At 55.7% G+C, this 23,306-nt stretch carries 25 protein-coding genes; 14 read left to right on the top strand and 11 right to left on the bottom strand.

Features of this window, described 5'->3' with window-relative positions; genetic code table 11:
- Positions 1–263, bottom strand: a 263-nt coding sequence (locus Q0746_RS09825) for a porin (RefSeq protein ID WP_298259682.1), incomplete at its 3' end; no start/stop codon positions are given.
- Positions 264–514: 251 nt separating this feature from the next.
- Between Q0746_RS09825 and Q0746_RS09820 the strand changes: the two genes are divergently transcribed.
- The 5 genes from Q0746_RS09820 (at position 515) to Q0746_RS09800 (ending at position 5,743) form a co-directional block, all read left to right on the top strand.
- Positions 515–1,036: a DUF3576 domain-containing protein gene (locus tag Q0746_RS09820; protein ID WP_298259680.1), complete on the top strand. Its 522-nt coding sequence runs from the start codon at positions 515–517 to the stop codon at positions 1,034–1,036.
- An 82-nt stretch (positions 1,037–1,118) separates the two neighbouring features.
- A complete protein-coding gene (gene leuS, locus Q0746_RS09815; protein ID WP_298259678.1) occupies positions 1,119–3,650 on the top strand; it encodes a leucine--tRNA ligase in 2,532 nt (843 codons plus the stop codon).
- Positions 3,637–4,122, top strand: coding sequence for an LPS assembly lipoprotein LptE (gene lptE / locus Q0746_RS09810; protein ID WP_298259677.1), 486 nt, complete (start codon positions 3,637–3,639; stop codon positions 4,120–4,122). Before leuS ends, lptE begins: the two co-directional genes overlap by 14 nt.
- A gap of 1 nt (position 4,123) precedes the next feature.
- Positions 4,124–5,146, top strand: a complete 1,023-nt coding sequence (holA, locus tag Q0746_RS09805; RefSeq protein WP_298259675.1) for a DNA polymerase III subunit delta — start codon at positions 4,124–4,126, stop codon at positions 5,144–5,146.
- A gap of 9 nt (positions 5,147–5,155) precedes the next feature.
- Positions 5,156–5,743: a glutathione S-transferase family protein gene (locus tag Q0746_RS09800; RefSeq protein WP_298259673.1), complete on the top strand. Its 588-nt coding sequence runs from the start codon at positions 5,156–5,158 to the stop codon at positions 5,741–5,743.
- Between the two features lie 292 nt (positions 5,744–6,035).
- On the opposite strand, the gene Q0746_RS09795 is transcribed toward Q0746_RS09800, so the two are convergent.
- The 4 genes from Q0746_RS09795 to Q0746_RS09780 all read right to left on the bottom strand — a co-directional run bounded on the left by Q0746_RS09795 (position 6,036) and on the right by Q0746_RS09780 (position 9,921).
- On the bottom strand, positions 6,036–7,193 hold the full coding sequence (locus Q0746_RS09795; RefSeq protein WP_298259671.1) for a TIGR03862 family flavoprotein: 1,158 nt from the start codon (positions 7,191–7,193) through the stop codon (positions 6,036–6,038).
- Entirely contained in the window at positions 7,190–8,473 is a 1,284-nt protein-coding gene (locus tag Q0746_RS09790) for a mechanosensitive ion channel domain-containing protein (RefSeq protein WP_298259740.1), read from the bottom strand. The genes Q0746_RS09795 and Q0746_RS09790 overlap by 4 nt, the downstream gene beginning before the upstream one ends.
- Positions 8,474–8,557: 84 nt before the next feature.
- Complete coding sequence (locus Q0746_RS09785) at positions 8,558–9,169, bottom strand: enoyl-CoA hydratase/isomerase family protein (protein ID WP_298259669.1); 612 nt, start codon at positions 9,167–9,169, stop codon at positions 8,558–8,560.
- On the bottom strand, positions 9,166–9,921 hold the full coding sequence (locus tag Q0746_RS09780; protein ID WP_298259738.1) for an SDR family oxidoreductase: 756 nt from the start codon (positions 9,919–9,921) through the stop codon (positions 9,166–9,168). Before Q0746_RS09780 ends, Q0746_RS09785 begins: the two co-directional genes overlap by 4 nt.
- Before the next feature lie 130 nt (positions 9,922–10,051).
- On the opposite strand from Q0746_RS09780, the gene Q0746_RS09775 reads away from it, so the two are divergent.
- The 5 genes from Q0746_RS09775 to lpxK all read left to right on the top strand — a co-directional run bounded on the left by Q0746_RS09775 (position 10,052) and on the right by lpxK (position 14,778).
- Positions 10,052–11,398, top strand: a complete 1,347-nt coding sequence (locus Q0746_RS09775) for a TldD/PmbA family protein (protein WP_298259667.1) — start codon at positions 10,052–10,054, stop codon at positions 11,396–11,398.
- Positions 11,385–12,176: a 3'(2'),5'-bisphosphate nucleotidase CysQ gene (locus Q0746_RS09770; RefSeq protein ID WP_298259665.1), complete on the top strand. Its 792-nt coding sequence runs from the start codon at positions 11,385–11,387 to the stop codon at positions 12,174–12,176. Before Q0746_RS09775 ends, Q0746_RS09770 begins: the two co-directional genes overlap by 14 nt.
- 69 nt (positions 12,177–12,245) lie before the next feature.
- Positions 12,246–12,488: a DUF4170 domain-containing protein gene (locus tag Q0746_RS09765; protein WP_298259663.1), complete on the top strand. Its 243-nt coding sequence runs from the start codon at positions 12,246–12,248 to the stop codon at positions 12,486–12,488.
- Between the two features lie 35 nt (positions 12,489–12,523).
- Positions 12,524–13,801: a 3-deoxy-D-manno-octulosonic acid transferase gene (locus Q0746_RS09760; RefSeq protein ID WP_298259661.1), complete on the top strand. Its 1,278-nt coding sequence runs from the start codon at positions 12,524–12,526 to the stop codon at positions 13,799–13,801.
- Positions 13,801–14,778, top strand: a complete 978-nt coding sequence (gene lpxK / locus Q0746_RS09755) for a tetraacyldisaccharide 4'-kinase (protein WP_298259659.1) — start codon at positions 13,801–13,803, stop codon at positions 14,776–14,778. Before Q0746_RS09760 ends, lpxK begins: the two co-directional genes overlap by 1 nt.
- A 9-nt stretch (positions 14,779–14,787) precedes the next feature.
- Here the strand turns inward: lpxK and Q0746_RS09750 are convergent, their stop codons facing one another.
- Together Q0746_RS09750 and Q0746_RS09745 are read right to left on the bottom strand one after the other, a co-directional pair.
- Complete coding sequence (locus Q0746_RS09750) at positions 14,788–15,441, bottom strand: DsbA family protein (protein ID WP_298259657.1); 654 nt, start codon at positions 15,439–15,441, stop codon at positions 14,788–14,790.
- Positions 15,442–15,456: 15 nt separating this feature from the next.
- Positions 15,457–15,924: a DciA family protein gene (locus tag Q0746_RS09745; protein ID WP_298259736.1), complete on the bottom strand. Its 468-nt coding sequence runs from the start codon at positions 15,922–15,924 to the stop codon at positions 15,457–15,459.
- A gap of 170 nt (positions 15,925–16,094) precedes the next feature.
- Here Q0746_RS09745 and mutY point away from each other — a divergent pair, with 170 nt between their 5' ends.
- On the top strand, positions 16,095–17,153 hold the full coding sequence (mutY, locus tag Q0746_RS09740) for an A/G-specific adenine glycosylase (RefSeq protein ID WP_298259655.1): 1,059 nt from the start codon (positions 16,095–16,097) through the stop codon (positions 17,151–17,153).
- Positions 17,154–17,241: 88 nt separating this feature from the next.
- Positions 17,242–18,351 carry an alkane 1-monooxygenase gene (locus Q0746_RS09735; protein ID WP_298259653.1) on the top strand — a complete coding sequence of 370 codons (1,110 nt, stop codon included), beginning with the start codon at positions 17,242–17,244 and terminating at the stop codon, positions 18,349–18,351.
- Here Q0746_RS09735 and Q0746_RS09730 read toward each other — a convergent pair whose 3' ends face one another.
- From Q0746_RS09730 to Q0746_RS09715, 4 genes are all read right to left on the bottom strand, one after another.
- Entirely contained in the window at positions 18,352–19,401 is a 1,050-nt protein-coding gene (locus Q0746_RS09730) for a hypothetical protein (RefSeq protein ID WP_298259651.1), read from the bottom strand.
- Positions 19,402–19,590: 189 nt separating this feature from the next.
- Positions 19,591–20,691, bottom strand: coding sequence for a site-specific DNA-methyltransferase (locus tag Q0746_RS09725; protein ID WP_298259649.1), 1,101 nt, complete (start codon positions 20,689–20,691; stop codon positions 19,591–19,593).
- 109 nt (positions 20,692–20,800) lie between these two features.
- Positions 20,801–21,415, bottom strand: a complete 615-nt coding sequence (locus Q0746_RS09720) for a ribonuclease HII (protein ID WP_298259647.1) — start codon at positions 21,413–21,415, stop codon at positions 20,801–20,803.
- Positions 21,416–21,519: 104 nt separating this feature from the next.
- On the bottom strand, positions 21,520–21,930 hold the full coding sequence (locus tag Q0746_RS09715; RefSeq protein WP_298259645.1) for a hypothetical protein: 411 nt from the start codon (positions 21,928–21,930) through the stop codon (positions 21,520–21,522).
- 160 nt (positions 21,931–22,090) lie between these two features.
- Between Q0746_RS09715 and Q0746_RS09710 the strand changes: the two genes are divergently transcribed.
- Together Q0746_RS09710 and Q0746_RS09705 are read left to right on the top strand one after the other, a co-directional pair.
- Positions 22,091–22,387, top strand: a complete 297-nt coding sequence (locus tag Q0746_RS09710; RefSeq protein WP_298259643.1) for a hypothetical protein — start codon at positions 22,091–22,093, stop codon at positions 22,385–22,387.
- Positions 22,359–23,063 carry a hypothetical protein gene (locus tag Q0746_RS09705; protein WP_298259641.1) on the top strand — a complete coding sequence of 235 codons (705 nt, stop codon included), beginning with the start codon at positions 22,359–22,361 and terminating at the stop codon, positions 23,061–23,063. The genes Q0746_RS09710 and Q0746_RS09705 overlap by 29 nt, the downstream gene beginning before the upstream one ends.
- Positions 23,064–23,306: the final 243 nt, after the last annotated feature.

Below are 23,306 nucleotides of genomic sequence, written 5' to 3'. Positions count from 1 at the left end.
GCGTTGGAGATTGCGCCACCTTCGTCCAGATCAACAGACGCGCCGAATGTCAGGCCGTTGTCTGTTTCGCCGGACATTGTGAATGTCACGTCGATGTCTGTGAAGAACTGAACGCCGTCAGCAGCGCCAGCAGGTGCTACGCCTTGGAATGCTGCGTTTTGTGAGAAGATACCCATTTCGGCGCGGCCGGACAGAGCAACATCAGCAACAGCTGCGCCACCAAAGGCGACCAAAGCTGTGGATGCGAAGAGAACTTTTTTCATTTCGTTTTCCCTCGAGAGTTAATAACTAGGTGCACCTCAATTCAGGGAATCCGAACTGAGTCTGACCTTATCTCTTACGGACAGGCCCGCAATTCAAGCAGCCTCGCGTGTTCACCAAGTTTACCCGAAAAGTTGATGCAACTTCGCCACAGTCCTAATTTCGGGCCTATCCTCTCTTTAGCTATTCTTTCTTGTTCCACCTCGTCCTGTCCGATATGACAGGGAAAACAACAGGCCGAGAGCATATATCCATGGCGATCACCCGTATTCTAAACTGGACCACCTCGTGCGCCCTCGTTATCGCATTGTCTGCTTGTGGCGGCAGCGGCATTCTGGGCAAGGGTAAGAACGAACGTCGCGAGAACGATGCAAACGGCTTTTCACGCGATTACGATAGCGCCGCGCGAGCGAATGCAGTCAAAAAGGGCAGCCGCCTCGGTGACTTGTTTGCCAATAACGACGACCCAAATGTGACCTTGAAGGTTAACAAGTACCTTTGGAAAGCTTCATTGGACGTGTTGAACTTCATGCCCGTAGAGGCTGCCGACCCGTTCACCGGCACCATTGCGATGGGGTATGGGCGCCCGCAAGGTGGTGGAAACGCCTACCGCGCGACCATTTTCATCACCGATCCGGCTCTTGATGCACGTTCTTTGCGTGTTTCGCTGCAAGGCTCCGGTGGTCGCGCTGTGTCCACGCAAACGGCCCGCGCTGTTGAGGACGCTATTCTAACACGCGCTCGTCAGCTTCGCATTGCAGACGGCAAGCTCTAACCACTGGACCTAGTCCAACCGCATCCCTATTACATGCGCCGGGCCTTATCGCCCGGCGCTTTTCGTATCCTAGGAAGACCAAATGTCCCGCTACAACGCACGCACCGTAGAACCCAAATGGCAAAAAGCTTGGGATGACGCCCAAACCTTCCTCGCCACCCGCGATGAACAGCGCGAGAAATACTACGTGCTAGAGATGTTCCCCTATCCATCGGGCCGCATCCACATCGGGCATGTTCGCAACTATACAATGGGCGATGTCATCGCGCGGTATAAGTCGTCTTGCGGGTTTAGCGTGCTGCATCCGATGGGCTGGGACGCCTTCGGGATGCCTGCTGAAAATGCCGCCATGGCAATTGGTGGCCACCCCAAGGATTGGACTTACGGCAACATCGCCGCGATGCGCGAGCAGATGAAGCCGCTGGGGCTTAGCATCGACTGGACCCGCGAATTTGCGACCTGCGACCCCGAATACTACGGGCAACAACAAGCCTTGTTCCTTGATATGATGGATAAGGGCTTGGTTTACCGCAAAAACGCGACGGTCAACTGGGATCCGGTTGATATGACCGTGTTGGCCAATGAACAGGTGATCGACGGCAAGGGCTGGCGCTCTGACGCGCCGGTTGAGCGTCGCGACCTGACACAGTGGTTCTTCAAAATCAGCGACTGGTCAGAAGAATTGCTCGGTGCACTGGATGGCCTTGATAACTGGCCCGACAAGGTCAAGCTGATGCAAGCCAACTGGATCGGCAAGTCACGCGGCCTGCAATTCGGGTTTGAGCGCACGGACGGCGGCGCGGCCATCGAGGTCTATACCACCCGTCCCGACACATTGATGGGCGCCAGCTTTGTAGGCATTTCCCCAGATCACCCGCTTGCGAAGGAATTGGAGGCCTCTAACCCCGAAGCCGCTGCGTTCATCGCGGAATGTCGCAAAGGCGGCACGACGGCGGAGGCCTTGGAAACCGGCGAAAAGCTGGGCTTTGACACCGGTATAAAGGTGAAGCACCCGCTGAACCCTGATTGGGAGCTGCCCGTCTGGGTCGCCAACTTCATCTTGATGGATTACGGCACCGGCGCGATCTTTGCCTGCCCCGCGCATGACCAACGCGATCTGGATTTCTGCCGCAAGTATGATTTGCCGGTGATCGACACATTCTTTGCCACGGACGATGCGACGCCGGTCGAGAACACCGCCTTCGTTCCACTGAAAACCGAGAAGGTGAAATGGGTCAACCATTTCGCTGGGCTTGATGTGGCGACGGGCGAAGATGCTGTTAACACCACAATCGATTTCGTCGAGAAAGCCGGTTGGGGCAAGGGCGTCACGCAATACCGCCTGCGCGATTGGGGCCTGAGCCGTCAGCGCTATTGGGGCTGCCCGATCCCTGTGGTCCATTGTGACGACTGCGGCGTAGTGCCTGAGAAGAAGGAAAACCTGCCCGTTGAGCTGCCGGTTGATGTCACTTTCGACATTCCCGGAAATCCGCTGGATCGCCACCCGACGTGGCGCGACACGCCTTGCCCGTCATGCGGCAAAGCGGCCAAGCGCGAAACCGACACAATGGACACATTTGTTGATAGCTCTTGGTATTTCGCCCGCTTTACGTCTCCGCGCGCCGATACGCCGACAGATCTTGACGATGCAGCCTATTGGATGAACGTCGATCAATACATCGGCGGGATTGAGCACGCGATCTTGCACCTGCTGTACTCGCGCTTCTTTGCGCGTGCGATGCAGGAAACCGGACATTTGCCAGCCTCTGCGAAAGAGCCGTTTGACGCGTTGTTCACCCAAGGCATGGTGACACATGCCATCTACCAGACCCGCGACGAGAACAATCGCCCGATCTACCACTTGCCCGAGGATGTGGATGAGGCAAATGCAACCCTGCGCGCCACCGGCGAAGCGGTGGAGGTGATTCCATCCGCAAAAATGTCCAAGTCCAAGAAGAACGTCGTCGATCCGGTCGATATTATCGATCAATACGGGGCGGACACGGCGCGGTGGTTTGTTTTGTCCGACAGCCCCCCCGAGCGGGACGTGGAATGGACCGCCTCCGGTGCAGAAGCCTCTTGGAAATTCCTTGGCCGCGTTTGGCGCTTGGCCGAGGACCTTGGCGACGGCGACGATACGGACCAAGACTTGGAACGCGCATGTGCGATCGCCATCAACGAGGTAACGCTGGGGATTGAGACCTTTGGTTTCAACAAATCCGTGGCGAAGCTGTATGAATTCGCCAATGCGATCTCCAAGTCCAAAGCAGGGCCGGGTGCAAAACGCAAAGCCGTGAAGGTTTTGGCACAACTGATGTCACCGATGACGCCGCATTTATCAGAAGAAATCTGGTCTCATTTGGGTGGTGAAGGCTTGATTGCTAACGCCCCTTGGCCAGTGGCCGACGAATCCTTGCTGGTTCAAGACACCATCACCATGCCGATCCAGATCAACGGCAAACGCCGCGCAGAAATCGACGTTAGTTCGGAAGCGTCCAAGGAAGAGGTTGAAAAACTCGCGCTGGCGCATGAAGCTGTTGTCAGGGCTCTGGAAGGTCGCGAGCCCAAGAAACTTATCGTGGTACCGGGTCGGATCATCAATGTCGTCATTTAGCCGTCGCTTCTTTCTGCTAGCCTTGCCCGCCTTAACTGCCGCATGCGGGTTTGAGCCTGTGTATGGCACGGGCGGCAGCGCGGAAAAACTGCGTGGGTCGATCCTTGTGGACGAGCCAACGACACGCGACGGCTTTGACTTAGTGGCCCAGCTAGAGCAACGTTTGGGCCGCGCCCAAGCGCCGACCTACGGGATGACCGTTACGCTCACCGTCGAGGAAAACGGCCTCGCAATTTCCGACACCAACGACATCGAGCGCTATAATGTTCTGGGTCGTGCGGATTACGTGGTGCGCAATCTCAGCACCAACGAAGACGTTCACAGCGGCAAAGTGAACACATTCACCGCCTATTCTTCTTCGGTCCAACCGGTGGCGACCCTAGCTGCGGAACGGGACGCAACATCCCGCCTGATGATTGCGCTCGCGGATAAGATCACATCCGACTTGTTGATAAACTCCGGCAAGTTCTAGGATGAAGCTGGCCCCGAAAGACGCCCGCGCGTTCTTCGCAAAGCCCGACCGAACCCGCGCCGGTTTGCTAATCTATGGACCAGACGCCATGCGGATCGCCATGCGCCGCCAAGAGGTGATCACAGCCTTGGTGGGGCCTCAGGGCGAAGAAGAAATGCGCCTGACCCGCATTCCCGGCTCCGAGCTGCGCAAGGATCCCGCCATGTTGATGGACGCGATCAAAGCGCAAGGGTTCTTTCCCGGTCACCGCGTGGCCTTTGTGGAAGATGCGACTGACACGGTGGCCAAGGCCGTCGATGCGGCGTTGAAGGACTGGCAACAGGGAGACGCGACGATCTTGGTGACCTGCGGTCAATTGACCCCGCGTTCTGCCCTGCGCAAGCTGTTTGAAGGCCACAACAATTCCTATGCCGCGGCGATTTACGCCGATCCACCCGGGCGCGACGAAATCGAGGCAGAGTTGCGCAACGCCGGTGTGACCGACATCCCACCAGAGGCGATGGGCGATTTGATGGATTTGGGCCGCGTGCTGGAGCCTGGTGACTTTCGTCAAACAGTTGAAAAACTGTCGCTCTATAAGCATGGCGACGCTACTCCGGTCACCTCGGAAGACATCGCGAATTGTGCCCCCGCCACCTCGGAGGCTTCCCTGGATGATGCGCTGGATATTGTCGCCGAAGGGCGGTTCCAAGAAATCGGCCCGATCCTGACCAAACTCGAAGCCCAAGGAGTCGCCGCTGTGCGCTTGTGCATCGGCGCCACCCAGCATTTTCGGAAATTGCATCTGGCTGCAAGCGACCCCAAAGGGCCTGAGGCGGGGATGGCACGCGCCCGCCCGCCGGTTCCCTTCAAACGCAAAGACCGGATGTTGCGGCAGGCCCGCGCTTGGGGGACGCATAGGTTGGAAACTGCTTTGCAGCTTTTGACCGATACGGATCTACAGCTTCGTTCTGCCAGCACTGCCCCGCAAATGGCGCTGATGGAACGTGCTTTGATCCGCCTTGCAATGATGAACCGCAGATAGGAGCCTCTTATGTATACTTTGATCGGAGTTACCCAAACCCGCGCCCTTCGCGTAAAGTGGACTTTGGAAGAACTGGGGTTGCCCTACACACAAGTGCCAGCTGCGCCGCAATCCGATGAAGCAAAAGAGCATAATATATCTGGCAAGGTCCCCGCATTGATCGATGATGGGGCGACCCTGACCGACAGCGTCGCAATCATCACATATTTGGCCGACAAACATAATGGCCTCACCTTCAAAGCAGGCACATTGGGGCGCGCACGACAAGACGGGTTCACTCATTTCATTCTGGATGAAATGGACGCAATCCTTTGGACTTCGGCCCGCCATAGCTTCATCCTGCCGCCCGAAAAGCGTGTCGCCGAGGTGAAGCCGTCCTTAAGGTGGGAATTCGCCCGCTCCGAGAGCTTGCTGGTCGCGCAAATGGGGGACGGCCCCTTTTTGATGGGGGAAGAGTTCACCATTTGCGATATTGTGTTGGGCCATTGTCTGGATTGGGCGAAGTCGGCAAAATTCGAACTGTCCGAACCCCGCCTTCAAGAGTACCTCGCGACCCTCCATGCGCGGCCTGCCTATATAGCCGCTCGCGCGTCATAACTGGATTTCCTGATGAAATACGCAATTCTCACTATCATGTTTCTGGGCGCTTGTTCTGCGCAGGCTGTGATTGACTCCGCCTTTCCTGACCGCGAAAAATTTGCGTTTCGCAGCAGTAACGGGGAAACTATTCTCACCTATGTTTGCGAGCCAAGGCAGTTGACGGCTTTGTTGATGTAATCACCCAATCTGAGCGCAAAGTCAGTCCACTGGGGTTAAACAAGGCTTTGGACAAGGAAATGGGCGACATAGTCGAAAAAACCGAAGAGCAGTTCCAATGCCTATTCTTCGATTACCGAGAGGCGTAGATCGCGGCGGCCTGACCAGCTTTGCGACCTGTCGCTAGACACCCAGTGATCAGATATCCGCCTGTTGGGGCTTCCCAATCAAGCATTTCACCGGCGGCAAACACACCTACACGACGACGCAGCATCAAATTGCCGTCAAGCGCCTGTGCTGCCAAGCCGCCCGCCGTTGAAATCGCCTCATCCATCGGACGCGGACCTTCATGCGAAATGGGAACCGCTTTGATGACTTGGGCCAGTGCCGCAGGTTGCTCAGGCAGTGGTCGCCCGAATTCCTGCAAAAGAGCCAACTTCGCAGCATCCACGCGCAGGTGCTTGCGCATGTGGTTCGACAAACTGTCTTTTCCACGCTTTCGACGCAGCCGCTTTTCTACGTCTTGCGATGATAGGTCGGGTAGCAGGTCTATAGTGAATGGCGCCCCGTCGCGCACAGCGGCCGACACCGCGTAGATGCCGCCACCTTCAAGACCTTTGGCGGAAATGACGGCCTCGCCGCGCGTGGACCCGTTTAAAGCGATGTTCTTCAAAGGTGCTCCGAGGTGGTCTTTCATATGCGATGACCACTGGACCTTGAACCCCATATTGGCGGGTTGGAAAGGGTGCAGGTCCTGAGGTTCAAAGTGCTTTGTCCATGCTCCATCAGAGCCTAACTTGCCCCAAGAGGCCCCGCCCAAGGCCAGAACAGTCGCGCTTGGGTTTTTTTCTACTACTCCGTCCGGGGTGTCAAAAGTGACGGCATTCCCTGCCCAGCCAGTCCAGCGCCACCGCGTATGAAATGTTACTCCCTTTGCGGTCAATCGCGCCAACCACGCCCGCAGCAATGGGGATGCTTTCATCGCTTTGGGAAAAACCCGACCAGATGAGCCCGTGAAAATCGGTTGCCCCAAATCCTCCGCCCAAGCCATGACTTCTGTCGGTCCGAAGTCTTGAAGTATCGGTCGCAGCCAATCCGCATTATATGCCTCAAGAAACGATTTCTCGGGTTCGTCTTTTGTCAGGTTCAAACCCGACTTCCCCGCCATAAGAAACTTGCGCCCGACCGAGGGCTTTGTGTCCGCTACCGTGACCTCATGCCCTGCGTCAGCCAGCATTTCAGCCGCCATCAGGCCTGCAGGTCCGGCTCCAATGACCAGTGCTTCGCTCACTTGGGCATCTCACCCTTGAACTCAATCACGCGGTGCGGATACGGGATTTCAATGTCGTTGTCTTTCAGGGCGTTCCAAATGCGGAACAGCACGTCTGATGTGTACTTGTGACGACCATCGTCGATCCCGTTGACCCAAAACTCGACCGAAAAATCGATCCCGCTGTCGCCAAAACCACGCAATTCACAATCCGCCGGATAAGGTTTCAGCAAGACGTCTGGATGCGACTGCACCGCCGCTTCGACGATGGCGGGAACCGTGTTGATATCCGTGTTGTAGGACACCGAGAACGCGGCTTCATACCGATTGGCGGAGCCTTGGTCGGAGTAGTTTACAACACGGGTAACGATGAAATCTTCGTTTGGCACCACAATCCAGCGCCCGTCGTAGGTTTCCAAAATGATCGCGCGGGCAGTCATCTTGACAATTGTGCCAGCTTCGCCGCCATCCAGCTCCACGAAGTCACCCACTGTGGCTTGGCCTTCCAACAGCAAAATCACGCCGGATATAAAGTTCGACGCAATCTTTTGCAGACCAAACCCCAAACCCACACCAATCGCACCGCCCAACACGGCAAGGCTGGCGAGGTTAATTCCCATGATGTTCATCAACAACAAGAAGGCCGCGCCGAAAATCACAATCTCAACAGCTTTGACGGCAAGTTGGCGCGTGGCGGGTCGCAACTCTTCTTGCTTGCCGATCATTGACGCACTTTGATCGTTGGACCATCGGCCCAACCAGAACAGCAGCGATCCCGCGATCACCCCGCGTACAAGCGACATGATCGAGAAGGAAATATTGCCGATATTAATGCGGAACTCGGTCAAAGCCACGGTGGCCGTGTCGAGCAGCCCCAGCGCATAGAGCGCCGCGATCGGGATAAGTATGAACTTGCCCAGAAGCTTTAGGAACGAATCTGTGACGATCTGTTTCACGAGAATGCGAGCGGCAAGGAACAAGAATATCCGTTTCCCGAAGGCAATCACTGCGCCGCTGTCAAACAAAGACCGCACAACTTGTTCACCGACGGCGGTGAAAGCATAGGCCAGCAAGGGCATCAAAAGGGGCAAGAACTGCAAAACAAAGCGACGCGTCGTCGCGACCAATCCCGCCGCCCCTTCTTCTGGTGTCAGCACACCGCTCAAAGTTCTGGTCAAGCGGCGGCTTACATAAATCGCCAGCACATAGGCCACCACCAGCAAAGCGAACTGCGACCATGCCGCAGGGCTGGTTAACCAACCGAGCGCTAGATCCATAGCTTGCGTGCCGTAGCCAAGCATCTTTTGAACAAATGGGTTGCTATCCAAGTTACCAGCCTTTGATGTTTTTTGGTTTACAGAGAACTATTAGATGCACGATGGCGCCTAGGCCAGCATTCCCTTGATTGCGGCGCTATGTTCGGGCGTCGCGGAGACAACATCCGCTGCAAGTGAAGTGGCCGTCTCCATCAGCGCGTCCCTCGTGACGATCCGGTCGATCAGCCCCCATTGCAATGCCTCGGGTGCCTCGATCTTCTGCCCAGATACCAAAATCATCTTCGCGCGGGACGGGCCGACAAGCGCAGATAGCCGCGCCGGATCGGAAGGTTGCGGTAAAAATCCCAATCGCATGACGGGGTAGAAAAACTTTGCACTCGGAACGCTAATGCGCAGATCGCAGGCCAACGCCATGCCCATGGCTCCACCAGCGAGGGTGCCATTTAGTGCCGCGATACTTAGTCCTGGGAAGTTTTCGACAGCTGTCGACAGGCGCTCCCATATCCGGTCAACGGCCAAGCCCTCTTTTGCCGCCTCCAAGTCTGCGCCTGCACTGAAGACTTCGCCTTCTCCGGTCAGAATTATCGCCTGCGCGCGACCTGCGGCTTCCTCAATGGTGATCGCCAGATCCTTCAGCATGCGCCGTGTCAGGGAATTCGCCTTTTCAGGCCTATTGATAGTGATAATCCAGATCGCATCGTCTTTGGTCACGTTTATCATCCCTCAACGCCTGCTCGTCTGCGCACAACCTCATCGCGCAGCGAAATCTCCTGACCCAAGTAGTCGTTCGCATCCGCCCCGCACATCCAAAGCAGTGCCTTGGCGGGCCAATCTGCGGGAATATGTACCGAAGGATCGAGCGTGCTGACCGGATTGATGCCGCTGGCTTTGATCTTGACCTGCATTTCTGTCGCTACCGTCCCCGGAGACAAACTCATGACGCGAATGCCTGCCGCCCCATGTTCTTGGTGGATGCAGCGGGTTAGCATCGCCGCCCCCGCCTTGGAGGCACAATACGCGCTCCACCCTTCCAATGGGCCATGCGCCGCTCCTGAACTGATGTTCAAAATGGTACCTTCCCCAAGGGACATCATGGTCGGCAAGACGGCTTTTGCGCCATAATAGACACCTTTTAGATTCACATCTATCAAAGTGCTCCATTGCTCGGGATCTCCGTCTTCGATCCGAGAGATAGGATCAATCAGACCCGCATTATTCACCAAAATATCTATACGACCAGTTTGCTCCAATGCGATTGTGACCGCCCGAACCCAATCATCATAGTTGGCGACATCAGTGGTGCAAACAATGGCCTGCGCCCCAATTTCAGCCGCAAGAACTTCTAGGTCGCGCTCGTTGCGCGCAAGGAGCACCACATTTGCACCAGCGCTTGCCATCACGCGCGCGGTGTCGGCGCCAATGCCTCGGCTTGCCCCAGTGATCAAAGCTGTTTTTCCTGATAGATCAACCATGCGATCCTCCATTGCTATACGCCCCATCTGACCCGTCTCAACCCGCAGTTGCAAGCAAAGCTTGCTGATGTCACCTTGCAAGGCAGCTCCCATAGGACTACCTCCAACCATAGATTTACCGGAGCACCCCATGTCCCAAAACCTATCCGCCCTGACCGACCGCATGTTGCAAGCCGCGCGCAATGCTGGCGCCGATACCGCAGATGCGATGGCCGTGGACGGCACATCGGTGTCGATCGATGTCCTAGGTGGCAAACTGGAACACGCCGAGCGATCAGAGGGGATCGATATCGGCCTGAGGGTCATGATCGGCCAGCGGCAGGCGGTTGTGTCGTCTTCCCTATTTGATGATGCAACCCTAGCCACCATGGCTCAGCGCGCTGTGGCAATGGCCAAGGAAGCACCGGAAGACCCCTATATCGGCTTGGCCGACCCGTCCCAACTGGCCAAGGATTGGGACGCTGACGCCTTGGAGCTATACGACCCCACCCCAGAGCCGAAGGCGACCGAACTAGAAGAAGACGCTAAACGTGCAGAGGCCGCAGCCCTAGCTCAACGTGGCATTAGTCAGGTTCAATCCGCCTCGGCCGGATATGGGCAACGGCGCATTCATCTGGCCACATCTAACGGGTTTTCTGGGGGCTACCAACGCTCTAGCCGAAGCTTGTCGTGCGTCGCCATTGCAGGTGAAGGCCCTGACATGGAACGAGACTATTACGGCGAAGGCCGTATCTTTCAAAATGAGCTGCCCAGCGCTGAGGACATCGGGCGCATCGCCGGAGAACGGACTATCGCAAGGGTCGGTGCACGACGCCCTAAAACCGGATCATACCCAGTGATCTTTGATGAACGCATCGCGGCCTCTTTGATCGGCCACCTGCTAGGGGCCTCGAATGGTGCCATGATCGGGCGCGGGTCTTCATGGTTGATGGGCAAGCTGGGTGAGCAGATATTGCCGGACGGGCTTTCGATCACCGAGAACCCCCACCGCAAGCGCATCTCTGGTTCCAAGCCCTTTGACGGCGAAGGGCTTCCCACTGCGCCACGTGATATCGTACGTGACGGGGTGCTTCAGGGCTGGACTTTGGACCTTGCGAACGCCCGAAAGCTTGGGATGACAAGCTCGGCCTCCGCCTCGCGCGGGACGTCCGGCCCACCAAGCCCAACAGTGTCTAACATTGCGCTAACTCAGGGAAGCGTGACCCTTCAGGACATGATGAAGGACATGGGAACCGGCCTTTGGATTACGTCCATGATCGGTTCGACAATCAACCCGAATACGGGGGAGTATTCACGCGGTGCATCAGGCATATGGGTCGAAAATGGCGAGCCACAATATGCGATCAACGAATGTACCGTCGCGGGCAACCTGCTGGATATGCTGCGACACATCCAACCCGCCAATGACGCACGCACGCATTTGTCACGGGTCGTTCCAAGCCTTTTGGTAGAGGGATTAACCCTTGCCGGAGACTGACGATCTACAGCTGCTGATAGACGCCGCACACGCAAGTGGCGATATCGCGCGCACATATTTCAATGCTCAACCGCAGGTGTGGGACAAGGCGGGCGGGGCTGGCCCTGTCACTGAGGCCGACCTTGCCATAGACACGATGTTGAAGGCGGATCTACTGGATGCACGGCCAGACTATGGCTGGCTTTCGGAAGAAACCGAGGATGACACCGCCCGCCAAACAAACGAGCACATCTTCATCATCGACCCGATAGACGGCACGCGTGCCTTTATCGCCGGAGAGCGCCATTTTTCGCATTCTTTGGCAATTGCCAGAAACGGCAAGGTCTGCGCGGCGGTCGTCTACGTCCCGATGATGGACCTGATGTTTACCGCCACAGAGACGGCCAATTCGACCCTAAACGGCGAGAATATCATCACTTCGGCACGATCAGACTTGGATGGCGCGACCCTGCTCACCACCAAACCAAACCTGAAGCCAGAGTTTTGGAACGGGGATGTGCCACCTGTAGAGCGCAAGTTTCGACCTTCCTTGGCCTATCGTTTGTGCCTTGTGGCGCAGGGGCGATACGACGCCATGCTGACTCTGCGCGACTGCTGGGAATGGGATATCGCGGCCGGTGATTTGATCGTGCGACAAGCTGGGGGCACGGTGACAGATCGACACGATGCGCCCCTCGTGTTCAACAACCCCCACCCGATGACAAAGGGGTGCCATGCAGCGGGGCCTAGCCTGCACAAAGCCCTGCAATCTCGCATTCGCCAACCCTGTCCACAATAAGCCCCTGTCCCTAACTTCGACCATCGCTTATTGTCGCCCTAAACCATGTACCAAATCCGGAGCTATCCCATGTCCCAGCGCCTGCATCTCGTCTTTGGTGGCGAGCTTGTCGATCCCACGAAAAATGCCTTCAAGGACGTCAACGACATCCACATTGTGGGGATGTTCCCAAATTACCAAACGGCATATGATGCGTGGAAATCCGAGGCGCAAAAGACAGTCGACAATGCGCATATGCGCTACTTCATCGCACATATTCACCGTCTGCGCGACGAACAAGCCGAAGCCTCTTCAACCGAAGAACTCGGCTAAGCAACGGCTGCCGCGCGGGTATGGCGTTTTCTCCTATGTTGGCACTCTACCTGACGGCTTCGCGCTGGATGGTTCCGCTCGCCAATCGCACACTTGCGTCGCGCATGGCGGAGGGCAAGGAAGACCCTGATCGCATCGACGAACGACGTGGTATTGCGTCTGCGCCCCGTCCGCGTGGGGAACTGGTGTGGTTTCACGCCGCTTCGGTTGGAGAATCTCTGTCTCTGCTCGACCTGATCGACGCCTTGATTGACGAGCGACCGGATCTCAATGTTTTAATCACGACTGGCACACGCACCTCGGCGGATCTGTTAAAGTCGCGCCTTCCGGATCAAACTGTTCATCAGTATGTGCCGCTGGATGCACGCCCCTTCGTTCGGGCGTTTCTTGACCATTGGAAGCCCGATGTTGCAGTTTGGACTGAAAGCGAGCTGTGGCCCGCGTTGATCCATGAGACCAAAGAACGCGAAATTGGGATGCTGTCGCTTAACACCCGCATGTCACAAGAATCCTTTCGCAAGTGGGCCCGATTTCGGGGGGCCGCACGGGCCCTTCTAAGCAAATTCGATCTGTTTTTGACCCAAGATCGGATAACGGCGAAACGCCTAGAGCGGCTTGGAGTAGCAAAGGATCGCTTGCGCGTTAACGGATCGCTAAAGGAAAGCAGCGGTGCCTTGTCGCATGACGAGAACCAGCGCCAATCCATTGCGTCGGCTCTCGAGACCCGACCGGTTTGGCTTGCAGCGTCCACCCACCCCGGAGAGGAAGAGATGGCGGCGGAAGCCCAAAGGATTGCCCGCCGTGCATCTCCTAGGTTGTTGCTAATCATCGCCCCCAGACATCCTGAACGCAGCGCTGCGATCGCGGCCTCATTGCGCAAGAAAGGCTGGCGCGTGGCCTTGCGGTCAGAAGATGTGCAACCAGATGGCGTTATGGACATCTACATCGCCGATACATTGGGCGAGATGGGCCTATGGTACCGCATTGCACCGTTGACCTTTTTAGGCGGCTCCTTGGTCAAAATTGGTGGGCATAATCCCTACGAGCCAGCGGCTTTGGGATCGGCAATCGTGCATGGGCCGCATGTATCGAATGCTCAAGGTATATATGATCGCTTGGACGAGGCGAATGCTGCCCGACAGGTGTTGAGCGCGCGGGACCTTGGTGAAACCGTTATGGAACTTCTAGAGCCGCATCGATCTGCCGAAATGGCACATGCCGCTTGGCAGGTGACCAGTGAGGGCGCAAAGGCCGCCGAAGTGGCCTTTGAAGAAATCAACGCCGCGCTTGATTCTTCGCCGGAGCAGCGCTGATGCAGCCGCCCGAATTTTGGCATCGCCCTGCGGGGTTGTTTTCGGCATTGCTCACCCCCTTTGGCGCGCTCTATGCCTTTGGGACCGCATGGCGTTTGTCACGCGGGACGCCAAGCAAGATTGACGTCCCAGTTGTTTGCGTGGGCAACATAAACGCGGGTGGGACCGGAAAAACCCCGACCGTTATTGCGCTGGTACAACGCCTACAGTCCATGGGGAAAACGCCTCATGTGGTGTCGCGTGGATATGGCGGAACCCTAAAAGTTGCCACGCGGGTGAATGAACGTCACCACAAAGCAGAAGATGTTGGTGACGAACCAATGCTACTTGCCGCCTTCGCGCCAACGTGGATTGGCGCCGACCGGTTCGAAGGAGCAAAGCTGGCAGTCGCCGAAGGGGCGGATGTCATCATTCTGGATGACGGATTTCAAAACCCCAAACTGCACAAGGATGTGTCACTCGTTGTCGTCGATGCAGCACGGGGATTTGGCAACGGCAAGGTGTTGCCCGCCGGCCCTTTGCGGGAACCTGTTGAAAAGGGTCTAAAACGGGCGGATATGCTTCTAAGCATCGGGCCTGCGAAGGCTCAACGGCATTTTGCGGAAACTTGGGGGGTCCCCCCATGCCCGCATTTGAAGGGGCGATTGCAGCCGCTTCAAACCGGTATGGACTGGCAGGGCGCCCGCGTTTTGGCCTTTGCTGGAATTGGGCACCCGCAAAAATTTTTCGCGACGGTAAAAGAGTTGGGCGCAGATGTGGTCAAGTCGGAAGCGCTGGAAGATCATCAACCCCTGTCCACCGCGTTGATGACCCGCCTTGAAAGCGAAGCTGCGGTGCTAGGCGCTCAGTTGGTGACGACAGAGAAGGATGCAACACGGCTTCCCGACGACTTTCGCGCGAAGGTGTTGACGGTTCCGGTCCGGTTGGACATCGAGGATTGGTCAGCACTGGATGCTGCGCTGACCAAGTTGTTCTAGGCTGATCAATTACAGCTCTGCGTCGAGGACTTTCTTCAGCTCGTCGTAGCTCATGTTTTGATGCAGCGTTCCATTGATGACCAATGAAGGAGTGGACCGGATGCCATCCGCGGTCGCGTTTGTTTGGTAGACGGCGGTCAGCGCTGCGGCCTTTTCCCCGTCCGTCAGGCAGGCGTCCAAAGTGGCGTCATCTAGCCCGGCTTGCTTGCCAAATTTGCGAAGGTTGATTGCGATCTGCGCCGGTTCACCTTGCGTCCACTCGCGTTGGTGCTCGAAAATCAGGTCGACAATGCCAAAGTAGCGTTCGCCACCGCCGCAACGGGCAACCATTCCAGCCCAAAGGCCGTAGCGATCAAAATACACCTCGCGGAACACGAATTTCACCTTTCCGGTGTCTACGTAATCTTTCTTAAGATTTTTGTAGGCATTGGCATGAAACGAAGCACAATGCGGGCAAGTGAAGGATGCATATTCGATCAAGGTAATCGGGGCGTCCGCATCACCAACAAACATCTCAACGACGCCAGAGGTATCAATGTCGCTGGCCTCGACGGTTTGCGCATTTACCGGCGATACAGGGTCGGACGAACTTCCAGTTAACACAAAAGCGCCAAGACCAATGGCCAAGACACCTACAATAGCGATCAAGATGTTGCGGTTCATCTGTTTGCGTTCCTTTTAGGTTTTTGCGTGTTTGGCCAAAACATTTTGACCCAATTTTTCTAATGCTCTGCGCAACCCATCACTTTCGACGTTGTTTGCCAACTCTTTACTGGCCGAAACGACATGTGCTGGCGGAGGCGGCTTTTCTGCTGGGGCGGGTTGGAAGGCTCTCTGGCCTTCGCTAAATCCCACCGGCGCTGTCTGGGTAATCCGAACGCGGCTGATGGCAGAATAGCCATAGCAGGCGTTAACTTTTTCGCGAATCTGCGGCAGCATCTGCTGTACCAACGGCGCGGTAGAGCCGGAGCAAAGCACCGTTAGCGTAGCCCCAAAGCCTTCGCGCCCGTAGCCCACATCCACAGGCTTCGCCATACGTGCGGTATCTTCTCCGACGATTTCACTCCAATGGGTCAACAATCGCATTACTGCGAACCCCCGTTGTTCACCTGCCTTGCGAATTTGCCCGTCGATGAAGCCCGACATGGCAGAAAACCCTTTTGACCCGCGTCGCCTGAAGGACGAGCGGCCCTTGGCTACTGGGGCGGAATATGGCGTCTGCTTGCGAGTCACGTAAATTGCCTTAGGTTGCGCGTTCAACTTAGCGCTTCACCGGTCCGGTGTCAGAGAAAAGCGACCAGCGAAAGGGATAAACTTTGCGTGAGCAGGCTTCTTCGGACGACTTACTGGCTTGGTATGACCGACATGCGCGTCAGATGCCGTGGCGAGTGTCACCACAAGATCGCGCCGCCGGTGTGCGCCCCGATCCTTACCGAATTTGGCTTAGTGAAGTCATGTTGCAACAAACCACAGTTGCTGCAGTCAAAGACTACTTCCTTAAATTCACGTCCCTTTGGCCGACAGTAAAAGCCCTAGCCGCAGCTGAGGACGCCGATGTCATGGCTGCTTGGGCAGGGCTGGGGTATTACGCACGCGCGCGCAATCTTCTAAAATGCGCGCGGACGGTTTCTGATGATTTCCATGGGCAGTTCCCGCAAGATCGTTCGGGCCTCGAAGCCTTGCCAGGTATTGGGCCCTATACCTCTGCGGCGATTTCTTCGATCGCCTATGACCTTCCTGAAACCGTACTGGATGGAAATGTCGAACGCGTCATGGCGCGGTTGCATGCCGTTGAAACCCCACTTCCGACCAGCAAACCCCTGCTGATGGAACACGCAAAGGCTCTAACACCGCAGAAAAGGGCCGGAGACTACGCCCAAGCGGTCATGGATCTCGGGGCCACAATCTGCACACCTAAAAAGCCCGCCTGCGGAATTTGTCCTTGGGTATCTGCATGTGTGGGGCGCGAAACCGGCATCGCCCCCGAGCTTCCGCGAAAGCTTCCCAAGAAGCCCAAGCCTACCCGTCGCGGCACTGCATATGTTTTGCGAAACTCAGCCGGTGATTGGTTGCTGGAAACGCGTCCTGAAAGCGGGCTGTTGGGTGGCATGCTTGCTTGGCCCTGCACCGAATGGGCTGAGGATCCGACGCCGGCCCCGGCCCCGCCCGCGCATTCAGACTGGCAAACCGCCGAAATGGAAGTGCGCCACACTTTTACGCATTTTCATCTTATCCTCGACGTGATGACGGCATTTGATGATTCAGAGCCTAACAAAGGCTCTTTTGTCCCTCACAGCCAGTTCAAGCCTTCGGATTTACCCACCGTTATGCGCAAGGTTTATGACGTGGCGAAACACCGCTTCGAGATGAATTGAGTGAACTTCAACATCGCGGTACAGTTCCTCGAACAACCAAACTTGCCACAGGTGCATCATGACAGCTTTACCCCCAAAAAAGGTTTCAATGTTCAGCGCAGCAGTTCCCTTTTGGCTGTCGCTTCTCATGGTTCCGCTTGCCCTTATCGGGGCCACTCAGGGCGGGTGGTGGCTGGCATTGCTGCCACTTTATGGCTGGGGAATGTTCTCTATTCTTGATGCAATCATCGGGTTGAATTTGGACAATGCCGATCTTGATACCCCCGAAGATGACCTGTTTTGGTATCGGTTCATCACGATTATATGGTTTCCCTTGCAGTTCATCATGATCTTTGGGCTGCTCGCCTATGCCACACGCGCCGCGCATCTATCGGGCAGCGAGAAAGTGGCGCTGTTTTTCGGCATCGGAGTGGTGTCCGGAACAATCGGGATCAACTACAGCCATGAGTTGATGCATCAAAGGAACCGTCTGGAACGCTGGTTGGGGGACTTGTTGCTGGCTTCGGTGCTGTATTCGCATTTCCGCTCAGAGCATTTGCTGACGCATCATCGCTATGTGGCCACCCCCAAAGACCCCGTGACAGCGCGCTATAACGAAGGCTTCCACCGTTTCTTTCCACGCGTTCTACGCCAAAGCCTGACTTCGGCATGGAACGCCGAGAAAGCCATGTTGGCACGCAAGCAACTCCCTGCGACAGATGCCTCCAACCCGTTTTTTCGCTACGCGGCGCTTCAGCTGGGAATGCTATTGCTGGCATTCATCGTTGGGGGCTGGACGGGGTTGGGCCTGTTTATGTTCCAAGCTTTCGTCGCCATCTGGCAGCTGGAGCTGGTCAACTATATCGAGCACTATGGCCTCACCCGAAAGCATTTGGGCGACGGTAAGTATGAACATGTTCAACCACGTCATTCATGGAATGCGTCGCATAGGGCGTCCAACTGGTTGCTGATCAACTTGCAACGCCATTCCGACCATCACTACAAACCGGACCGTCGTTTCCCGCTTTTGCAAAACTACACCGAAGAGGACGCGCCTCAGCTGCCCTACGGGTATTCGGTCATGACACTCACCGCGATGGTGCCACCCATTTTCCGCCGTATAATGAACCCGCGTGTGCGCAAATGGCGGGCGATGTACTATCCAGAGATCACGGACTGGGGCCCTTACAAGTCGGCAACGACGCCCATGCCAAGGTAGTTACAGGGCGTAACCGTTGCGCCTTGAAGCTTCTACAATTGGTCGCCAATAGCCCAGCGATGCGTCCGCCGCACTGCCATGGCGCGGCGCTTCGGTGCCGATCATTTCCGAACGTCGACGCAGGCCTTCCACTTGATAAGGGGACACACCGACGACGTAAATTGATGGCGCAATGTTTGAGCAGCGACGGTCTTCGTTCTCGGCTGAAAACCCAAGGTATGGCGCGATCAGTATCGTGCCGGGGCGCGCCTGAGCCATGATCGCATCCTCCATCTCGCGCAGACCATTTGGGTCTTTCAGCGGGCGGTAGAAGTAGATCACATCGTATTTCGAGTAATCTTTGAACAAGCGTGCATCTGCTTCGATAATGCAGTGTTCTGGTGCATTCAGCTTCGCCATTGCGGCGGCCCCGACCTTCACCTGTGTGGGGTTGTTCTCCAAGCCGGACGCGTCTGGGAAAAAGGGCAAGGCAGCCCAAATTTTGGTCCCCCCGCCGCATCCAACATCCAAGAACCTTGGTGGTGTGTCGCGCCCTTGAGCAAGGCAGATACGATACGCGGCGTGCATCAACGCCTCAAAATGGGTCGCGGGTAGCGCAATGTCAGGATGCGCGTCCGACAGCAAATTCATCATCGCCTCTGCCGAAGGTAAGGCCAACGTATGCAGTGCGGAATACAGGTGGTTGACGTATTTGTTGTGCGCGCCCTCCATGTAGTCCGATGGCTGCGGCATCAGTTGCTTACCCACAGGCGTTACCTGCTTGTTCACCATATCTTCGACATTGGGCCACAGGCGAAGACGGCGATGGGCCGCGTTATACCCAACGCGTTGCTCCATCTCAGAGGTATGAGCATCCCGATACCTCGGGTCCGACAATATCGAGCCTTGATCTTGCAACGCCGTACGCAACCTCACGCGGTATCGTGAAATGGGACGCCAAATCTTGGCAAATCCTGGCGTGCTTCGATCACAAGGGGGCAGCAAAAGGAAATCGGCCAGTTGCTTGGTCAACACCGCCAATTCGGATTCAATTTTTTCAAGTTCGGACATCAGGGGCCGTTCTGTCTGGGTACTAAATAAACAATATGCGCGTAATTTAGACATTAGTAACGAATGTGACCAGTACCACAAATCGTCAAACCGCGTAAAAAAAATGCCCCGCACCTTGGGTTAGGGCGGGGCAGTTGCGTGCTTGCGAAGTTTCGCAAACACTGGCGGTAACTGTTGAATTCGGTGTGTTTAGTTCATTTCTGCGCGGATTTGCTGGCGTAGAAGGTCAATCGGGACCTTTTTGCCATCGCGCTTGAATGTCCAATATGTCCAGCCATTGCAGCTTGGTGCGCCTTCAAGTGCGGCACCCACTTGGTGGATCGAGCCCTTGACGTCATCCCCAATCAACGTGCCGTCGGCGCGGATTTTGGCTTTGTGACGCCCGTTCAGGCTCCAGAGTTCTTCGCCCGGGTTAAGCATCCCGCGCTCAACCAATTGGCCAAAGGGCACACGCGGCTCTGCGCGTTTGGAACGGGTGACTTCCAAAGACGTGCGGTCAAACTTGCGCACGTTCTTCAGACGTTTTTCAGCAACTTCACGATAGGCTTCTTCGCGCTCAATTCCGATGAAATCGCGGCCCAGTTTCTTGGCCACTGCACCTGTTGTGCCAGTCCCAAAGAACGGATCAAGGACAACATCGCCAGGATTGGTTGTGGCAACCAATACGCGGTGCAGAAGGCTTTCAGGCTTCTGGGTCGGGTGGGCCTTGTCGCCTGCATCGTTCTTGAGGCGCTCATGACCCGTGCAGATGGGAAGAACCCAATCTGACCGCATCTGAGTACCTTCGTTCAAAGCCTTCAAAGCTTCATAGTTGAACGTGTATTTGCTGCCTTCGGACTTTGACGCCCAGATCAGCGTTTCATGGGCATTGGTCAAACGCTTGCCACGGAAATTCGGCATCGGGTTGGACTTGCGCCAGACCACGTCGTTTAGCATCCAGAACCCTTGGTTCTGCAACTCGTGACCAACGCGGAAAATGTTGTGGTAAGACCCAATCACCCAGATCGCACCGTTTGGCTTGAGCAAACGCTTGGCTGCCTTCAACCATGCTTGGGTGAATTGGTCGTATTTTTGGAAAGACGAAAACTGGTCCCACGCATCATCGACCGCATCAACTTTGGAATTGTCGGGGCGGTGAAGGTCGCCGCGCAATTGCAGGTTGTAAGGGGGATCTGCAAAGATCAGGTCGATGGAGCCTTCGGGAAGACTGTTCATCGCTTCAATGCAATCGCCGTTCATGATCGTGTTCAGTGGCAATGCGTCATGCATCACCTTAGTCATTTTACCCATTTTATCGCCTCAAGCTGGTGCACGTTTCGTGCTTGTTCGCTGTGTTGTGTACAGGATGAGTCAAAGGCGATTCGGTGTCAAAAGCTTTAAAATTCAATGGGTTGAAAATTTAGTGGTGACACAAGATATTGTGTACCGGCTTAAAACTACGTCTATGGTGAGGGGTAACACCGATTTCAGCTAGTGCAGAAATGTGACCCTTTGTGGGGTAACCGGCATTTTTGTCCCATCCGTAACCAGGGTATTGTTGCGCCAGTGCATCCATGTGTCTGTCGCGCGTCACTTTTGCCAGTATGGATGCAGCAGCAATTGACTGTGACTTGCCGTCACCTTTCACAATCGCAGTGGCCGGCGGTCGCATGTCTTTCGGAATTTTATTGCCATCAACCAGCACATGTTCAACTGCGCCCAAGCCTTCCACCGCGCGGCACATCGCCAAATGCGACGCGTGGTAGATGTTCAACGCGTCTATTTCCTCAACAGAGGCTTCCGCCACGCAATAGCGCGCAGTCGCAATGATCTGATCAAACAAAAGGCTACGTTTCTTGGCGCTGATCTTTTTGGAATCATTCAACCCTTGGGGGATGTTCAGCGGGTCCAGAACGACCGCTGCTGCAACGACAGGTCCGGCCAACGGGCCACGCCCAACTTCATCGGTTCCCGCAATGGTAAGTATACCTTGGGCAATCAACGCCTGCTCATATGTGAAATCTGGTCCTGTCATACCCACACCAAGATGTGGATTCGCAAAGAAGTGCAACCAAGACCCACCTCATGCCAAAGGGGGCGAGCACATGGCCCGCCCCCTCCTGCTCGACTTTTGTTTGATTAGGCTTTCCAACCATTCTTGCGCAGACAATGAGGCGTGTAGAATTTCCGCACGCCATGGCGGGTATCGATGGTGCGCTTACAGTTTCGCGGCAAAGCGTGACGCGCATTGTTTTTCATGCAGCGCGCGCCATAGACATCGCGAACACCGCGGTGGGTCCATTGCTCGCGCAGACAGCGATGCGGAGCGATCTTCTTTTTTGCGTGCCGCGGGCGGGTATGATGTGGTCTGTGGCGGTGCTGCGTTGCGACTTCGCGCTTATCCTTCTTTGCGGCACTGGCAATGATTCCCAGCAAGGCGAGGCCAGCGATGACCTTTACGACATCTTCATCCGCACGCGCCGGTGCGGTCGACATGGCGCTAAATCCCAGAGACAAGCTGAGCAGAGCGGCGATAAATTGGCGTGTCATGTTCGTATCCTTCATTGAGGCCCAAACAGCGGGCTTGTGATGAGAGGATTTTGACGGCGGTTGGTCTTGTCGCTCAATGACAGGGCGTTGATATCGGATAACCTTGGCAATTTGAGGCTGCGATATTGAATAACACCGCGGCGAAGACCATGATCAGTATATGAAAAATCACATCTATATACTTGCCCTCGGCTTTGGGCTTTCCTGCATGGCAATGCCTGCCACCGCTGCGTGCTATGCTGATTACAAAGCGAAGAAGGACAACCCGCTGAAACTGCACTATGGCGTAGCACAGGTTCCGGCCAGTGCTTGTACCTCGCCCAGGGCCGCAGCCAAGGCCATCGCGCCGCGACTGGAGGCCGCTGGGTGGAGCCTGCTGAACATAGTATCCGTGTTTGGCGATGAAGGTCTGAACGGGAGGAAGGCGAATGCCGGATCATACTACCTCCGCTTCTAGTAATGCGCCCTCACCGACACAGGTGATTGTGATCGGCATGGTGGTGATTGTCAGCATTTTGGCGGTTGCAGCGTTAGTGTTGTTTCTAAACCTACCGGATGCCAATGCCTTCAACATGCGCGTAGAGCGGATATTCATCGAGAACGACGCCCTGACTGAGGGCGGTGAAATACGTCTGCTGGAAATTCTGGCGCAATCTGGAACGGCATTTTCAGATACATTGGCCTCCTACCGGTTTATCATTTTCGTTTTGCTGGTTTTCGCCACCGCACTTCTCATTGCGGCTTTGGTCTCAATTGTGTTTCTCGTCAGTTTGGCGCGTCGAATGGCCGAGGTGGAGAAAAGCGGAATTCAGGTCAACTCTCTTGTGGTCAGTCGCGATGAGCGGATTGTCCAGATCAACGATATGGAATTCAAACTTACCGAGGCGGCCATGGAAACCATTTCCGTCTTGGCAGAAGCCCGCTTGGACGACGACATCCTGTCGGGTTTAGAGATTGAAGCAATGATCTCTGGCAAACCGGAAGTGGATTGTGACGAGGCCTCCGGCACGACCCGAATAAAGAGGCTACGCGACCATCTGGGAAACCAGATGATGAGTGAACTATTGATCAAGAATATTGCCCGCAAAGGCTACGTTTTGGCAGTGGAACCCAAAGCGATTAAAATGATCTAATGGATCCCGATCTCTACACTCCCCTAAAGAGGGCGTTAACCTTTTGTTGAGGAATTGGGCCTAGCCTTTAACCACATCTTGTATGGCCAGCACCGGCAGCCCCTATAAGCGTCTAAAATTGCAGCAGGAACTCGCCGTTTCCCCTCTACTTTAGGGGAATGAAGGTTGTGGAATCGCCCACTTCAAAGCTAAATCACTAAGATGTGTCAATTACGACTGCCCACCCGATGTTTGGTCGCGGGG

Origin of the sequence: uncultured Litoreibacter sp. (genome assembly GCF_947487515.1) — a bacterium.
GTDB lineage: Bacteria > Pseudomonadota > Alphaproteobacteria > Rhodobacterales > Rhodobacteraceae > Litoreibacter.
Note: the sequence above shows the minus strand (reverse complement) of the source record. Positions and strands in the feature narration are given on the sequence as shown.